General features: G+C 54.1%; 13 protein-coding genes. 6 read left to right on the top strand and 7 right to left on the bottom strand.

All coding sequences use genetic code 11. The annotated features are described in order from the left end of the window. Positions 1-97 precede the first annotated feature (97 nt). Together typA and thiI are read right to left on the bottom strand one after the other, a co-directional pair. Entirely contained in the window at positions 98-1906 is a 1809-nt protein-coding gene (gene typA, locus GL2_RS07905; RefSeq protein ID WP_143730139.1) for a translational GTPase TypA, read from the bottom strand. 204 nt (positions 1907-2110) lie between these two features. Next, complete coding sequence (gene thiI / locus GL2_RS07910) at positions 2111-3595, bottom strand: tRNA uracil 4-sulfurtransferase ThiI (protein ID WP_143730140.1); 1485 nt, start codon at positions 3593-3595, stop codon at positions 2111-2113. 320 nt (positions 3596-3915) lie between these two features. Here thiI and glnA point away from each other — a divergent pair, with 320 nt between their 5' ends. The 5 genes from glnA to GL2_RS07935 all read left to right on the top strand — a co-directional run bounded on the left by glnA (position 3916) and on the right by GL2_RS07935 (position 9530). Next, positions 3916-5322: a glutamate--ammonia ligase gene (gene glnA, locus GL2_RS07915; protein WP_143730141.1), complete on the top strand. Its 1407-nt coding sequence runs from the start codon at positions 3916-3918 to the stop codon at positions 5320-5322. A 222-nt stretch (positions 5323-5544) separates the two neighbouring features. Then, positions 5545-6195 (top strand): DUF4124 domain-containing protein, encoded by a 651-nt coding sequence (locus tag GL2_RS07920; protein WP_232053790.1) that lies wholly within the window; start codon positions 5545-5547, stop codon positions 6193-6195. Positions 6196-6549: 354 nt separating this feature from the next. Beyond that, positions 6550-7632 carry a nitrogen regulation protein NR(II) gene (gene glnL / locus GL2_RS07925; RefSeq protein WP_143730143.1) on the top strand — a complete coding sequence of 361 codons (1083 nt, stop codon included), beginning with the start codon at positions 6550-6552 and terminating at the stop codon, positions 7630-7632. Positions 7633-7635: 3 nt separating this feature from the next. Next, positions 7636-9042 carry a nitrogen regulation protein NR(I) gene (ntrC, locus tag GL2_RS07930; RefSeq protein ID WP_143730144.1) on the top strand — a complete coding sequence of 469 codons (1407 nt, stop codon included), beginning with the start codon at positions 7636-7638 and terminating at the stop codon, positions 9040-9042. Positions 9043-9197: 155 nt separating this feature from the next. Further along, positions 9198-9530: a PAS domain-containing protein gene (locus GL2_RS07935; protein WP_143730145.1), complete on the top strand. Its 333-nt coding sequence runs from the start codon at positions 9198-9200 to the stop codon at positions 9528-9530. 78 nt (positions 9531-9608) lie between these two features. On the opposite strand, the gene GL2_RS07940 is transcribed toward GL2_RS07935, so the two are convergent. Beyond that, entirely contained in the window at positions 9609-10130 is a 522-nt protein-coding gene (locus GL2_RS07940; protein WP_143730146.1) for a peroxiredoxin, read from the bottom strand. Positions 10131-10299: 169 nt separating this feature from the next. Between GL2_RS07940 and GL2_RS07945 the strand changes: the two genes are divergently transcribed. Beyond that, positions 10300-11115: a hypothetical protein gene (locus GL2_RS07945; protein ID WP_143730147.1), complete on the top strand. Its 816-nt coding sequence runs from the start codon at positions 10300-10302 to the stop codon at positions 11113-11115. A gap of 6 nt (positions 11116-11121) precedes the next feature. Here the strand turns inward: GL2_RS07945 and GL2_RS07950 are convergent, their stop codons facing one another. From GL2_RS07950 to GL2_RS07965, 4 genes are all read right to left on the bottom strand, one after another. Further along, the gene (locus tag GL2_RS07950) at positions 11122-12201 is read right to left on the bottom strand and encodes an AI-2E family transporter (RefSeq protein WP_143730148.1); all 1080 of its coding nucleotides are present in this window, start codon (positions 12199-12201) and stop codon (positions 11122-11124) included. A gap of 81 nt (positions 12202-12282) precedes the next feature. Then, positions 12283-12993, bottom strand: a complete 711-nt coding sequence (locus GL2_RS07955) for a D-Ala-D-Ala carboxypeptidase family metallohydrolase (protein WP_143730149.1) — start codon at positions 12991-12993, stop codon at positions 12283-12285. A 14-nt stretch (positions 12994-13007) separates the two neighbouring features. Beyond that, on the bottom strand, positions 13008-13688 hold the full coding sequence (locus GL2_RS07960; RefSeq protein WP_143730150.1) for a hypothetical protein: 681 nt from the start codon (positions 13686-13688) through the stop codon (positions 13008-13010). A gap of 218 nt (positions 13689-13906) precedes the next feature. Further along, positions 13907-15454 carry a phosphoenolpyruvate carboxykinase gene (locus GL2_RS07965; RefSeq protein ID WP_143730151.1) on the bottom strand — a complete coding sequence of 516 codons (1548 nt, stop codon included), beginning with the start codon at positions 15452-15454 and terminating at the stop codon, positions 13907-13909. Positions 15455-15534: the final 80 nt, after the last annotated feature.

Here is a 15534-nt window from a genome sequence, read left to right on the forward strand (position 1 = left end):
TAAATTTTTGGCGTAAATAGAGGCTCAAGCAGAAAAACAGCTGCAAGCTATTAATAAAAAGGGCCCAATTGGGCCCTTTTTATTTCTCAGAAGAAAATCATTTCTTCGCGCGCTTGCGCATATTTTCCTGCAGGATTTTCTTGCGCAAACGGATAAAGTTTGGTGTTACCTCTACCAGTTCATCATCTTCGATAAATTCCAGCGCCTGCTCAAGGGTGTGGCGAATAGGCGGCGACAGGGTGAGTGCGTCATCGGTACCGGAAGCGCGCACGTTGGTTAGCTGCTTGGCTTTGGTGGGGTTAACCACGAGATCGTTGCCGCGGGAGTGAATACCGACGATCTGACCTTCATAGACTTCTTCACCATGGCCCAGGAACAAGCGACCGCGGTCTTGCAGAGCGAACAGGCCGTAGGCGAGGGTCTTGCCTTTGACCATGGAAACCAGAACACCGTTGATACGTTTGGCCACTTCGCCCTGCTTCACCGGACCGTAGTGGTCGAAGATGCTGGTCATGATGCCGGAACCACTGGTGATGGTGAGGAACTGCGAGCGGAAGCCGATCATGCCGCGGGAGGGCACGATAAAGGTCAGGCGCACGCGGCCTTTGCCGTCCGGTTCCATATTGGTGAGGTCGGCCTTACGCAGACCCAGCTCTTCCATAATCGGACCCTGGTGTGGTTCCTCAACGTCGATAACCACCTGCTCATAGGGTTCGTGGATTTCTCCGTCAACTTCTCTCTGCACCACTTCGGGGCGGGATACACCCAATTCAAAACCTTCGCGGCGCATGGATTCGATCAGAACAGACAAGTGCAGCTCGCCACGGCCGGAAACCTTGAATTTATCCGGGGAGTCGCCTTGCTCTACGCGCAGAGCCACGTTGTGGATCAGCTCCTGGTCCAGGCGCTCTTTGATATTGCGGGAGGTGACGTACTTGCCGTCCTGACCGGCAAAGGGAGAGTCGTTGACCTGGAAAGTCATGCTCACGGTGGGCTCGTCCACGCTCAGGGCGGGCAGGGCTTCCGGGGTGTCGACATCACACAAGGTGTCGGAGATATTCAACTCGCCCACACCGGTGATGCAGACGATGTCGCCGGCACTAGCCTGCTCAACCTCGACACGCTCCAGACCCAGGTAGCCCATAACCTGAAGTACCTTGGCCTTGCGCGAATTGCCTTCGCGGTCCAGTACTACAACCTGTTGATTGGGCTTCAGGGTACCGCGAGTGATACGACCAACGCCGATCACGCCGACATAGCTGGAATAATCCAGGGCGGAAATCTGCATCTGGAAGGCGCCGGTAGGGTCGACTTTGGGCGGCTCAACCTTGTCCACAATCATCTGGAACAGAGGCGTCATATCGTCCGCCATGTCGGTATCGTCGAGGCCGGCAATGCCGTTCAGGGCAGAGGCGTAGACTACCGGGAAATCGAGTTGTTCATCGGTGGCACCGAGGCTGTCGAACAGGTCGAAAACCTGGTCCATTACCCAATCCGGGCGGGCGCCAGGGCGGTCGATTTTATTGATGACCACGATAGGGTTGAGGCCCTGCTCAAAGGCTTTCTGGGTAACGAAGCGGGTCTGCGGCATAGGGCCGTCCACAGCATCGACGAGCAGTAATACTGAGTCGACCATGGACAGCACGCGCTCTACCTCACCGCCGAAGTCGGCGTGCCCGGGAGTGTCGACGATATTGATGCGGTAGTCGTTCCAGCGAATAGCGGTGTTCTTCGCCAGGATGGTGATGCCGCGCTCACGCTCTTGATCGTTGGAGTCCATGACCCGCTCGGCGCCTTCGTCGCGGCGGTCGAGGGTGCCGGACTGGGACAGCAGCTTGTCCACCAGGGTGGTTTTGCCGTGGTCTACGTGGGCGATAATCGCAATATTGCGCAGATTGTCTATCACTGGGGGCCTCTGGGCGTTAAATCTTGGTAAATCGGGGCGGGGGCCTGCGGGGTATCAACAGCAGCATTCCGGCCAAAGGCGGCGATTATAGGGGGGGCGAATGACAATTGGGAGTAATTTTGAGTAAAAAATCACCGCCCGCTCTCAGAGGGGCGGGCTCTGGGAGCGGGAACAGGCGCAGGCAGAGGACTGTCCGCGCCCTGATTACTTCTTGATACCTTCCGGCCTGTGCGGGAGCTGCGGGCGCAGCACACCGACATTGCGGAAGCCCTCATCCATCAGGTGAGAGGCATGCAGCCGGCTCATAACACCGCGGGCACAATAGAGTAGGTATTCACGCTCCTGATCCAATTGGGCGAAGCTGTTGTTGAGGCGGTAGAAGGGGATGGTCTGAACTTCGCAGCCCTCCAGCTCCAGCGGGTCCATTTCCTCCTCATCGGGGTGGCGGATATCGAGTACCACGGCACTGCCGGGCTCTTCGCGAATTTCCACTTCCGGCGCCTGGCCGTCAACCTCCTCGATGACTTCGTCGATATTCTGGATCGAACGATTGCTGATAGCGCGATCGAGGACGGTGAAATCGAAGCGGTTTTCCTCGGATTCCACCTTCTCAATCTTCGCGCGAGTGGTGGGTTTGACCGAGATTACGCCACAATATTCGGGCATATTTGCCGCGAATTCTTCTGTGCCGATTGCCCTGGAGGTACGGATAATGTCAGTTTTATCGGTGGTAATCAGCGGGCGCAGAACCAGGGTATTAGTGACACTATCGATCACTGCCAGGTTCTTCAGGGTCTGGCTGGATACCTGGGCAATGGCTTCGCCGGTTACTACAGCGTCCACTTCCAGCTCCTTGGAAATGACATCGGCGGCACGCAACATCATGCGCTTTAAAATTACGCCCATATGGGAGTCGTCGACGCGCTCGAGAATTTCCGCCACTACCTCATCAAATGGCACTGTCACGAAACGCACCCGATGGGAAGCACCGTATTTATTCCATAGGTAGTAGGCCACTTCCTTCACGCCCAGCTCATGCTGGCGCCCACCAAGGTTGAAAAACAGGAAATGGGTACGCAGACCGCGCTTCATCATCAGGTAGCTGGCAACGGTAGAGTCAAAACCGCCGGATACCAGTGATAGCACCGGGTCCTGTGTGCCCAACGGAAAGCCACCGAGACCGGGGTGCTGAACTTCGATCACGTTGAGTTTGTCGTGGCGGACTTCCAGCTTCACGGTGATATCCGGGTTCTTCAGTTTTACCCCGGCCGCCTCCGTATTCTTGTTGAGGCCACCACCCACATACTGTTCCACATCCAGGGACTGGAAGTCGTGCTTGCCGGTGCGCTTTACCCGTACACAAAAAGTTTTGCCCTTCAGCGCCGGGCCCCAAACCGCCAGGGTCTTCTCATACATATCGTGCAGGTCGCCCAGGGGGAACTGGCGTACACGGGAGAAGTTGGCGATGCCGGGTGTGTGGGAGAGAACCTCTTCGATACGCCCACCGAGGTGGGCTACGGCATCCGGGGCGATCACATCGATCTTTTCCCAGTCTTTGCGCACCTGGATACGATCGTCCAGCTGGCGCAGCAGGCGCTGCAGGTTGTCCTTGAGCTGCCGCGACATACGCTTGCGCACAGGGTTACTCTTGATGGTGATCTCGGGGAAAAACTTGACGACAAAGTGCATGGGAATCCGTCGGGTACCGCATGTTGATAGAAGGTGCGGCATTATAAACTAGCCAGAGGCAACTTGGTTGCGCACCGTTATCGGGCGGAGCTTGGATTAATGTGCGCCATATTGGTGCGTGTACGTGTGGCCGCCCAGCCACAATGCATCTATCCTGCCCCAGTCGGTCCTGCACTGAGGTTAGCACCGGCGACAACCGCCACTGCGACACAGTTGCCCTAATTTGGCACACTCCTTGCTTTATTTCACGCCAGGTAAAGAGTGAATGCCGGCAGCATAGGCATAGCGACCAAATACTTTTCAAGACCTGGAGGACAGCAATGTCAGCGAAAACGCTCGGTTTGATTAATGAAAGTGAAGCAAAATGGGTAGACCTGCGCTTCACCGATACCAAGGGTAAAGAGCAGCACGTTTCCATCCCAGTATCGGAAATTGACGGCGAGTTCTTCGAAGAAGGAAAGATGTTTGATGGTTCCTCCATCGCCGGCTGGAAGGGCATTAACGAGTCCGACATGATCCTGATGCCGGATGATGAAACTGCTTTCCTCGACCCCTTCACCGATGAGAGTACTGTAATTATTCGCTGTAACATCGTAGACCCGATCACCGGTCAGGGTTACGAGCGCGACCCCCGCTCCATCGCCATGCGCGCAGAGGAATACCTGAAGTCTACAGGCCTGGGTGATACCGCACTGTTTGGCCCCGAGCCCGAGTTCTTTGTCTTTGACGATATCACCTGGGGCGCCGAAATGGGCGGTGCCTTTTACAAGATCAACTCTGAAGAAGCGGCTTGGTCTTCTGGTCACAATTTCAGTGAAGGTAATATCGGCCACCGTCCCGGCGTTAAGGGTGGCTACTTCCCAGTTCCCCCGGTTGACTCCCTGCACGATGTGCGTGCTGCTATGTGTTCCGCTATGGAGCAAATGGGCCTGCAGGTAGAAGTGCACCACCACGAAGTTGGCACCGCTGGCCAGTGTGAGATTGGCGTAGCCGCCAATACCCTGACCAAGAAAGCGGACGAGGTACAGATTCTAAAATATGCAGTGCACAATGTAGCGCACGCCTACGGTAAGACTGCGACCTTCATGCCCAAGCCTCTGGTAGGTGACAATGGTTCCGGCATGCATGTACACCAGTCCTTCACCAAGGATGGTGTAAACCAGTTTGCTGGCGACGCATACGCGGGCCTGTCTGAGGCAGCCCTCTATTACATCGGCGGTATCGTGAAGCACGCACGCGCGCTGAACGCGATTTGTAACGCGTCCACTAACTCCTACAAGCGTCTGGTACCGGGCTTTGAAGCGCCGGTTATTCTGGCCTACTCCGCGCGCAACCGCTCCGCCTCTATCCGTATCCCGTATGTGACTTCGCCGAAGGGCAAGCGTATCGAGACCCGCTTCCCAGATCCGACCGCCAACCCTTATCTGGCGTTTGCCGCGCTGCTGATGGCGGGCCTCGACGGCATTAAGAACAAGATTCACCCCGGAGATGCCGCCGACAAGGACCTGTACGATCTGCCGCCGGAAGAGTTGGCCGAGTACCCGACCGTTGCTGCCAGCCTGGAAGGTGCCCTGGATGCATTGGATAAGGATCGCGAGTTCCTTATTGAAGGTGGGGTATTCACCAACGACGCGATCGATGCTTACATCGAGCTGAAACGCGAAGAAGTAGAGCGCTTGAATATGACCACTCACCCGGTCGAGTTCGACATGTACTACTCCGTGTAATAGCGACCGGCATCACAAAGTTGCCGCCTAGCTGTTCTCGAAAAGCCCGCACCGCCCTGGTGCGGGCTTTTTTATTGCGGGTAAACTGTCAGTTGGGAAGGTTGTTTTTGCCGCTTGTGGTTCTGGCGGTTTATGTGAGTACTGCCCAATCCGATTGAATCCCCGACAGGGGTAGGTGAAAAGGAGCGTCCGCAAAGCGGCCGAACACGTTTTATGGGATATATGAGACTGCTTCAGGCACTTTTCCTTGTCATCCCCATGGTTGCCCTGGCTGGTACTGACGGTGGCAGTGGTTCTGGCGCCATCTACAAGGTTATCGGTCCCGATGGCCAGGTCACTTTCAGCGATACACCGCCTGCCAATGGCGATGCACAAAAGGTCGAACTGGCCCCAATTAATGTTCAGCCGATTGCTCTGCCGCGTACGCAGCCAACCCGCAAGCTCTCTCCAAAAAATGAGGGGAGAGATGAAGGCAGCAAAGAGGGCAGCTCCGGTCCAGTTTCCATCCAGATTGTGAGTCCGATTGACGGCGCCACTATTCCTCCGGGACAGCGCTTTATTCCCCTGCAAGTGGATGTGCAGCCGGCCTATCCAGAAGGCGCCAGTTTTTTTGCGGTGGTAGATGGTCAACCGTGGAGTGGTAGCTCTGCGGGCTCAAACTTAGATATATCAGCTCTGGAGCGCGGCAGTCACAGCGTGCAGGCGGTGCTTGTCAATGCCAGTGGGCAAGTACTGGCCCGCTCCCAGGTAATTACCGTTTATGTGAAGCGCCCCAGTGTGGCCCAACTGGACAACACTAACCCTCAGGCACCCCGGGTGCCCAAAGCTTCACTACTTGGATCCAGCCTGGCCCAGTCACAATCTCAGCCCTGAGTACCTCGGTTACCTGCTGCCGTTCTAGGTGGTAGCAGGGCCTCATTATTTTTTGCCTGTCTTCTCTGTCTCGCACATTGTATTCACTATGCCCCTCCAGAAAGGTTAAATTTTGACCTTTGCACCACTGTGGTGCATTCTCTTCTTCTAGCTGCGCGGGCTTGATCCTTAAGGGTTGTATAAACGACTCGTGTCGATTTGCGCACTGCAATTACCCTTCTAAATTGGGTGTTGCGGCTGTAGATGACCCTGTGCGCCATTTTGGTTTGCTTTTTGCACTGGCTAGATACAAGGGCTTACCGCGCCGGGTGGAGAACTTTACCCTGGCCGCCGCAGAGAACCGGAAACCACTGAATGCTCAAAGATCGCCAGTTGCGCCAGCTTCTAGACAACCTCACTTCAGCTGTCCTGGTGCTGGATGACAAGTTATCTCTCTGCTATCTGAACAACGCTGCCGAGGACCTGTTGGCGGCATCCAGCACTCGGGTCATTGGCCTGCCACTGGAAGAGGTGGTACGAGAGTCAGTAGATGCGCAAAAGGCCCTGCAGAGCGCTTTATCTAGCGGTGAAAAATACACTGTGCGACGTGCTCGTTGGCGCCTGCACAATCTGGAGGCGCGCACCGTAGATTACTCGGTAAGCCCGTTGCCGGAGCTGGGTGTCCTATTGGTTGAGGTGCAAGCGATGGACCGCCTTCTGCGCATTGCCCGCGAAGATGCACTGCTCAGCACTCAGGAAACCGCGCGCAATCTGGTGCGGGGTATGGCCCACGAAGTGAAAAATCCTCTCGGTGGTATTCGCGGCGCCGCACAACTTTTGCAACGGGAGTTGCCAGATGCCTCCCTCGAGGAGTACACCCAGATCATCATTGAGGAGGTGGATCGCCTGCGTAATTTGGTGGACCGCCTGCTGGGGCCGCGTCAACCGGTACAGTTGGTGGATACCAATATCCATGAAATTTTGGAGCGGGTGGCGCAGTTGCTGGAGGCGGAGTGTGGTGGTGAGCTGGGCATCCGCCGGGATTATGACCCCTCTATTCCCGATGTGCCGGCAGATCGTGAACAGCTGATTCAGGCATTGCTGAATATTGCCCGCAATGCCATGCAGTCAATTAGCGAGAGCATTGGCCTCACCAGCGGCGAAATGGTGTTACGCACCAGAGTACAGCGTCAATTCACTATCGGCCGGCGCAACTGCCCGCTGGTATGCCGCATTGAAATTGAAGATAACGGCTCGGGTATTCCCGAGGAGATTCGTGAGCGTATCTTTTTCCCGATGATTTCCGGGCGTGCCGAGGGTTCGGGGTTGGGCCTTTCCATATCGCAGAACATTATCAATCAGCATCGCGGCCTAATTAAGTGCGATAGCCGTCCCGGCCGCACTGTATTCCAGATTTATTTGCCACTTGCTACCGAATCAGCCAATACAGGAACCTAGAGAATGAGTAATCGCGTTTGGATTATTGACGACGACCGATCTATCCGCTGGGTGCTGGAAAGGGCGCTTTCTCGTGAGGGAATAGAGACACAATGTTACGAGAGCGGCGACCGTGCCCTGGATGATTTTTATAGTGACTCACCGGATGTGGTGATCAGTGATATTCGTATGCCGGGCTCCGATGGGTTCAAATTACTGCAGCGTTTCCAGGCGGAGCGCCCGAGCCTGCCAATTATTATTATGACTGCCCACTCGGACCTGGATAGCGCTGTTGCCGCCTACCAGGGTGGCGCTTTCGAATACCTGCCCAAGCCTTTTGATATCGATGAAGCAGTAGCCGTCACGCGCCGTGCATTGGTACACGCGAGTGAGCAGGCGCAGGAGGAACGTTTTGAGCCGGAGAATGGCACTGAAAATAAAGAAATTATTGGCGAAGCACCTGCCATGCAGGAAGTCTTCCGTGCAATAGGCCGACTGTCACACTCCAATATTACGGTATTGATCAATGGTGAGTCCGGCACTGGTAAAGAGTTGGTGGCACAGGCACTACACAATCACAGTCCGCGCAGAGATAAGCCATTTATCGCCCTGAATATGGCCGCCATCCCCAAGGATCTGATGGAGTCTGAATTGTTTGGCCATGAAAAAGGTGCTTTTACGGGTGCTAGCTCGCAACGCGCCGGTCGTTTTGAGCAGTCCAATGGCGGTACTCTCTTCCTGGATGAAATTGGCGATATGCCTGCGGAAACCCAGACCCGCTTATTACGCGTCCTGGCGGATGGGGAGTTTTACCGGGTAGGTGGCCATACACCGGTAAAAGTGGATGTGCGTATTATCGCTGCTACCCATCAAAATCTTGAGGAACTGGTGCTTCAGCACAAGTTTCGTGAGGATCTGTTCCACCGCCTGAATGTAATTCGTATTCATATTCCCAGGCTTGCTGATCGCCGCGAGGATATCCCCAGATTGGTGCGCCATTTTTTCAATGCCGCCGCCAAAGACCTGGGGGTGGAGCCAAAAATCCTGACCAAGGAAAGCGAGGAATACCTGTCGGGGCTCGACTGGCCTGGCAATGTACGCCAGCTGGAAAATACCTGTCGTTGGATTACTGTAATGGCCTCTGGTCGCGAAGTGCATATTGAAGACCTGCCCCAGGAGCTGCATCAACAGGGGCAAGAGGCTGAGTCTCCGCTGGACTGGCAAAAGTCCCTGCGTATCTGGGCGGATCAAGCCCTTTCTTCCGGACGGCGTGAAATACTCAGTGAGGCTGTTCCCGCTTTTGAACGCGCTTTAATAGAAATTGCCTTGAAGCACACGGCTGGGCGCAAGCGCGATGCAGCGGACTTGCTGGGTTGGGGGCGGAATACACTGACGAGAAAACTTAAAGAATTGGAAATTAGCGGGTATTAGGGATTAATTTTGTACTGTAAACCCTATTGAAACGGATGAATTAGATTTTCACTTTAAAATTTCAATGAATGAAGCGGGCAAATTTCTCTTTGGCTTTTACACTTTTATTTATTAATTGATTTTAAATGTGTGAGTAGCTGTCAGAGGGGATTTCTATGAACGCCGGAGAGCTCAGTGTTGTCGATAACGTGCCATTCCTGTTTTGGGTGAAAGATAAAGGCGAAAAATATATTTGGGCTAATCGCAAGATCTGTGAGTTGGCAGGTGAGGATGTGGTAGGGAAGACTGATAACCAGTTGGTCTGGGCGGAGAATGCCGAGGCGTTAAGGAAGGCGGATATGCGCGTCTTTGCTAGCGGCGAACCGGATTATTTACTTGAGCATGTAGTTAAATCCAGTCAGGGAGAGGAGACCTTGAGTGTTTGTAAATGGCTTGGAGATTTCGAGGGGGAGAAATGCTGTTTTGGTATCTCTTTCGTAATACAGTGACGAAGTATGACAACTAAACCGGCCTGAATAAAAGTGGCCCTTAGTAAAGAAACTAGAGCCACTTTGCTTGATATTTATTTAAAGTTCACTTCTTTCCACACCGAGTTTGGCCAGATTCCTGGCGATATCCTCTGCGCTGGTGGCAGGGTTGATATCTTTATCAATTTTTAGAATTTTTCCATCCTTACCGATATAGACGGTAATGCGCCGTGCGATATTTATCATTGGAATTAATACGCCATAGGATTTGGCGACCTCTCCCGTTGGATCGCTCAGGAGGGGGAAGTCGGCGCCGTTTTGTTTGGCGAAGCGTATGTTTTCATCGATATCATCGGTGCTCGCCATAAAATAGGCCGTATTAAATTGACGAATTCTGTGCCCATTTTTTGCCAGTGACTTGCACTCGATGGTGCAGCCTTTGGTAAAGGCCCGTGGATACCAGGCAATGACCACAGCATTTTTACCTTTGTGCTCAGCCAGCCTGTGTGTGTTGCCATCAGATCCCTTGAGGGAGAAGTCCGGCGCCTTGTCGCCAACTTCAAGTGCCATCACTGGCAGGCTGAAAAATGCAGTCACAATCAGGGTAATCCAGTATTTCATAGGTCAAATCGCTCTTGAACAAATTGCGCCTATGCTACCGCTACAAAGTGGTACACACTAGTAGGTTGGAGGTGGTTGCCCATGGAACCTCCTGCCCTGTAGAGAGTTTAGGAAAACTGGTCAGTGCCATTTCCTTGGACCAGACTTTCCTGAGTCTGTGAGGTCCCCTATGCATTCGGGCAATATATTTTACACGCTGCCACTGCCGCTGATCTATCTGATTACTGTAGCGCTGGTTCTCTGCGCTTTGGCGCTAGGGGTATTCTGGGGGCGTAGGCGACTCAAAAAAGAAACCATCAATGGAGAGTCGTCGATCGGTAGTGCTGTGGCGGCGACCCTGGGCTTGGTGGCATTTGTATTGGCCTTTACCTTTAATATGACGGCGGACCGCTTTAATGAGCGCAAGGCCTTGTTATTACAGGAGGTCAATACCATCCAGGCGGCCTACCTGAATGCGGGTTTTCTCGAGGAGATGGAGCGCGATCGCGCCCGTGGACTACTTGCGGAATATGTGGATTTGCGCGACTTTGATCCTTCCACTCCGGTGAGCCCTGCAGATATTGCTCGCAGCGAGGAAATTCAGCGGGAATTATGGCAGTTGGTACAGGGCCATATCGCCTGGGACTACAACGCAGATTATCTGCGCCAGTTCGCCGACCCGGTTAACAGGATGATGGACTTGCATCGTGCCAGGGTGGTGGTGGGCTTACAATATCGTATTCCAGCGCCCCTATGGCTGGCGCTGTATTTTATGACCATACTCGCCATGTTTGCTATCGGTTACCAACTGGGGTCTAGTCGCGGTGGTTCGGCGCAGGTAGTGTTGGCCCTGGCACTTACATTCGCTACGGTGATTTTATTGATTGCCGATTTAGACCGGGCCAATGAAGGTGTGCTGCTGGTTGATCAGGTGCCGATGAGTAATCTCAACCAGCGTTTTAAAGCGCTGCGCGAACGGGAGTCCCCAGCCCCCGAAGCGGATTAAAACAATTTAGTCACCGTCAGGCTTAGGTGGCATCAGCATATCTTCTGGATGAACAAACTCCCTCATAAATATCTCCCAAAACGCGAGGAATAGTGCTGCGAGTAGCGGGCCTATGGCGAAGCCGCTGATACCGAACATAAAGAGGCCGCCCACTGTAGAAAACAGTACAAGATAGTCTGGCAGCTTGGTATCTCGCCCAACCAATATCGGGCGCAGCAGGTTATCCACCAGGCTAATGACGGTAAATCCGTAGGCGAGCAGTATGGAGGCCTTTATCGGCTCGCCAATCCCGTACAGATAAATGGATGCGGGGAACCAGATCAATGCGGCACCTACAGCTGGCAACAGCGATAGCAGGGTCATTAGCACACCCCACAGTAGTGGAGCGGGCAGGTCGAGGACCCAGAAAATAATACCGCCCAGGGTACCCTGGGTAATGGCGACCACCAGGTTGCCCTTGATGGTTGCGCGGGTAACCTCGGCAAACTTGGCCAGCAGCAGGTGTTCGCGTTCGTCACCGAGGGGCAGGGCGTGAATAATCAGGTTTACCAGTCGCTCACCGTCGCGGATTAAAAAGAAGGTGAGATAGAGCATCAAGCCCAGCATGACAAAAAAGTTAACAGTGTTCTGGCCTACCTCAATAGCATTTTTGGCGATAAAGCTGCCCGCGTTCATCACTCCGCCGAGTAAGCGTTGCTTCGCCTCGTCGATATCGACACCAATACCTTCGAGCACATCGTTGACTCGCGGAAAAGTGCTGCGCACCTGTTCCAGGGATTTGGAAATATCAATCTCGCCATTTTGTACTTTGTGATACAGCGATACTGCCTCGTTAATAAATGAGGTGGCTACCACAAGCACGGGTATTACCAGTAGCACAATACACATGAATAGTGTCAGTAGTGCCATGGAGTTGGGTGAGTTGGGAAAGCGCTGCATCAGCCGGCGGTACACCGGATAAAAAATCAGGGCGGTTGCACAGGCCCAGAATATCGGTGTAAAAAAAGGTTTTACCAGCAGCAGGAAGGCCACTGATACCAGCAATAATGAAAGGATAAATGAGCGCCTTTCTAATTTTTCCTGCACGGAAACTTCCTCTGCTTCTGCGAAAGCCCTGTGGTATCGGGCGCCTTATTTGCGCTCTATCTAAGCAGAAGAATGGAGGATTTACCAGCGCCTGTAACCGCAGGTGTCTACGTGAAAGCGAATACCTTTATAAATACCCAGGCCCATATTCCATTGCCGGCCATTGTGTTTATGGATATTTTTCAGCACAGGCACCAGTTGTTCGCGGGAGAATTTTTTCTGCGGGACAATATCCAAACCACAAAAATGCAAATGTTTACTGCCCCTGGAGCCGCCGGCCTTACTGTTGTAACTGGTGGTGCGCCAGCCGGAGACCACGGTGACGGGACCGATAATCGGCACGATTTCCCGCTGCACCGCCCGCAGGGTGTACACCATGGCCCCCCAGTTTTCTACCGGGGGAATGGCAAACGGCGGTTCTTCCAGGTCCTGCCAGTCGCTGCCCTGGCGCAACAGTTCAAAAGGAGGCACCACCTGATCCACCCGGTTTATACGCAGGAAATCTTTTAACTTGGAATACAGTGCATGGTTGCCCTTCTGCTTTAGGAAGCGGCTGAAAACTCTTTCAGAGGCTGCCGGATACCCCTGGATATCGTATACATCGGGGATTTCCGGCAATGGAAGTAGGTCTATGGGGCTGATTAAGCGCTCTCCCAGCTCCCTTGTTTTTTCCGAGGTGAAAAGCAGTATGACCAAAATGGCTATAAGTAGAATGGCACCGAATAGCAGCAAGCGACGGCGCTGAGTTTGCGGGCTTTCGAGTTCGCATTCTCTGTTGTCTTGAGTATCCACGGTGATCTCCGCAATTACCAGATGCGATAGCCACAGGTGTCGATATGAAAGCGCACCCCATCGCTGAGACCGAGGCCCAAATTACTCTCGGGGCCGAGACGTGCGTGAAGTGTGCGCAATTCCTCTACCAACTCCCGGTGACTGATGTTGGATTTTGGAATCAGATCCAAGGCGCAAAAGTCCCGGTGCCGAGCCCTGTCACTGTGCTCCAACTTACGGTTGTAGCTATCGCTGCGAAATGCCGATACGACATCCACTGGGCCAATCAGGGGGATGATTTGATCCCTCAGCAGTGCCAGGGTGTTGGTGATGTTTTGCCATTGATCCTGAGGGGGGATTGCAAAAGGGGGCTCCTTTAGTTCGAGCCATTCACCGCCCTGGCGCAGTAAGTTACTCACCGGGACAACTTTGCCAAGGCCCTGGCTCGACAGGTAATGGCTGAGGGCTTGCACTCGTTCGCGATTGTTGCCATTGCGCAAGAAGCTCTCAAAACTCTCTCCGCTGGCAATACGCTGGCCCTTGATTTCCACGTAGGGCCTTTCCTGGGATTTCAGGTAGAGAAACAGCCACAATGCCAGCAGTAGTGAGGCCAGTAACAGGGCCAGGCAGCCGATCACCCAACGGTTTACCCTGCGACCGGGTGGCTGGTGTGGATATAGTGTCCTGAAGCGGATATAAAAATTGCCTGCGGACATGGGCTGCGACTACTGCTCCTGGGGCTGGGCTGCAAAGCGAGGGACGCTCTGCAGACGTCTAATTCGTCGGCGCTCGTTTAAACACTATAGCCGCAAAATTCGACAGGGCAGGAATAGTCAGCGGACGTAAAAAAGCCCCGAGGCCTTTCGGCGTCAGGGCTTTTTTATTGCCTTTGGCGATGTGGCACCGCCAAAGGGTCAACGTTGGAAGGGAGAACTCAGGCCTTGGGGCCGGCGCTCTTAACCTCTTCACTAACGCTGAATTTCTCAATGTTCTCAGCGAACAATTTAGCCAACTTGCCTGCCTGGTCGTCGTATGCAGCCTTATCATCCCAGGCTTCGCGAGGGTTCAGATAGGCCTTGTCTACCCCAGGGACTTGCAGAGGAATATCCAGGTTCAGGGCTTCCAGGTGCTCTGTAGCGGCACCTTCCAATGCTCCGCTCTGAATGGCGGCAACCACGGCGCGGGTCACCGGGATCGGGAAGCGCTTGCCATTATCACCCGAACCGCCGGTCCAGCCGGTATTAACCAGGTATACCTTGGAGCCGAAGTCTTCAATACGCTTCATCAGCAGGTCGGCGTATTCACGGGGAGCGCGCGGCATAAAGGGCGCTCCGAAACAGGTAGAGAACGTCGGGTGGATACCGGCCTCTGCACCCAGCTCGGTGGAGCCGACACGGGCAGTATATCCGGACAGGAAGTGGTAAGCCGCGGCCTCTTTGGAAAGGATGGATACCGGGGGTAACACGCCGGATACGTCGCAGGTCAGGAAGATCACATTCTTCGGTTCGCCGGCGCGGTTTTCCAGCTGGCGCATCTCAACGTGCTCCAGTGGGTAAGAGCAGCGACCATTTTCGGTGAGGCTGGTGTCACAGTAATCTGCGGTACCATGGTCGTTGGTAACTACGTTCTCGACGATGGCACCGAAGCGGATAGCATCCCAGATAACCGGCTCATTCTTTTGGCTCAGGTCGATGGTTTTGGCGTAGCAGCCGCCTTCCATATTGAACACGGCGCCCTTACTCCAACCGTGTTCGTCGTCGCCAATCAGGTAGCGCTCGGGGTCGGCGGAAAGGGTGGTTTTGCCGGTGCCGGACAAGCCGAAGAACAGACAGGTGTCGCCATCTTCGCCAACGTTGGCAGCACAATGCATTGGCATCACGTCTTTTTCTGGCAACAGGAAGTTCTGCACAGAGAACATTGCTTTCTTCATTTCTCCGGCGTAGCGCATACCGGCGAGCAGTACTTTGCGTTGACCGAAGTTGATGATCACACAGCCTTCAGAGTTGGTGCCATCGCGCTCTGGCTCACATACGAAGTTCGGTGCGTGGATGATGCGCCACTCTTCCTTGCCTTTGGGATTGTACTTTTCGGCGCGGATAAACATGTTGCGGCCGAACAGGTTGTGCCATGCGGTCTGGGTGGTTACGACAACCGGCAGGTAGTGATCTTCATCCTGGCCCACATGCAGCTGCTGTACGAAGCTGTCACCGCCGGCGACAAATGCTTCAACGCGATCCCACAGGGCATCGAATTTGTCCTGGGAGAAGGGGCGGTTCACATTGCCCCAGGCGATACTGTCGGCGGTGGAGGGCTCTTCCACAACAAAGCGGTCCGCCGGTGAGCGGCCGGTGCGGGCGCCGGTTTCAGTGACCAGTGCGCCTGTGTCAGATAATTTGCCCTCGCCGCGCGTAAGAGCCTGCTCTACCAATTGTGCTGGCGGTAGGTTCTTGAAAACCAGCGCGGTGTCGTCGATCTGTGCCATTCGTCGATTACCCGTGAATGTTGGATAGTAAAAAATAATGGGCCGTCCAAGTATTAGACAACCAGGCAAAATTTGGGGGG

This window comes from Microbulbifer sp. GL-2 (assembly GCF_007183175.1).
Taxonomy (GTDB): Bacteria; Pseudomonadota; Gammaproteobacteria; order Pseudomonadales; family Cellvibrionaceae; genus Microbulbifer.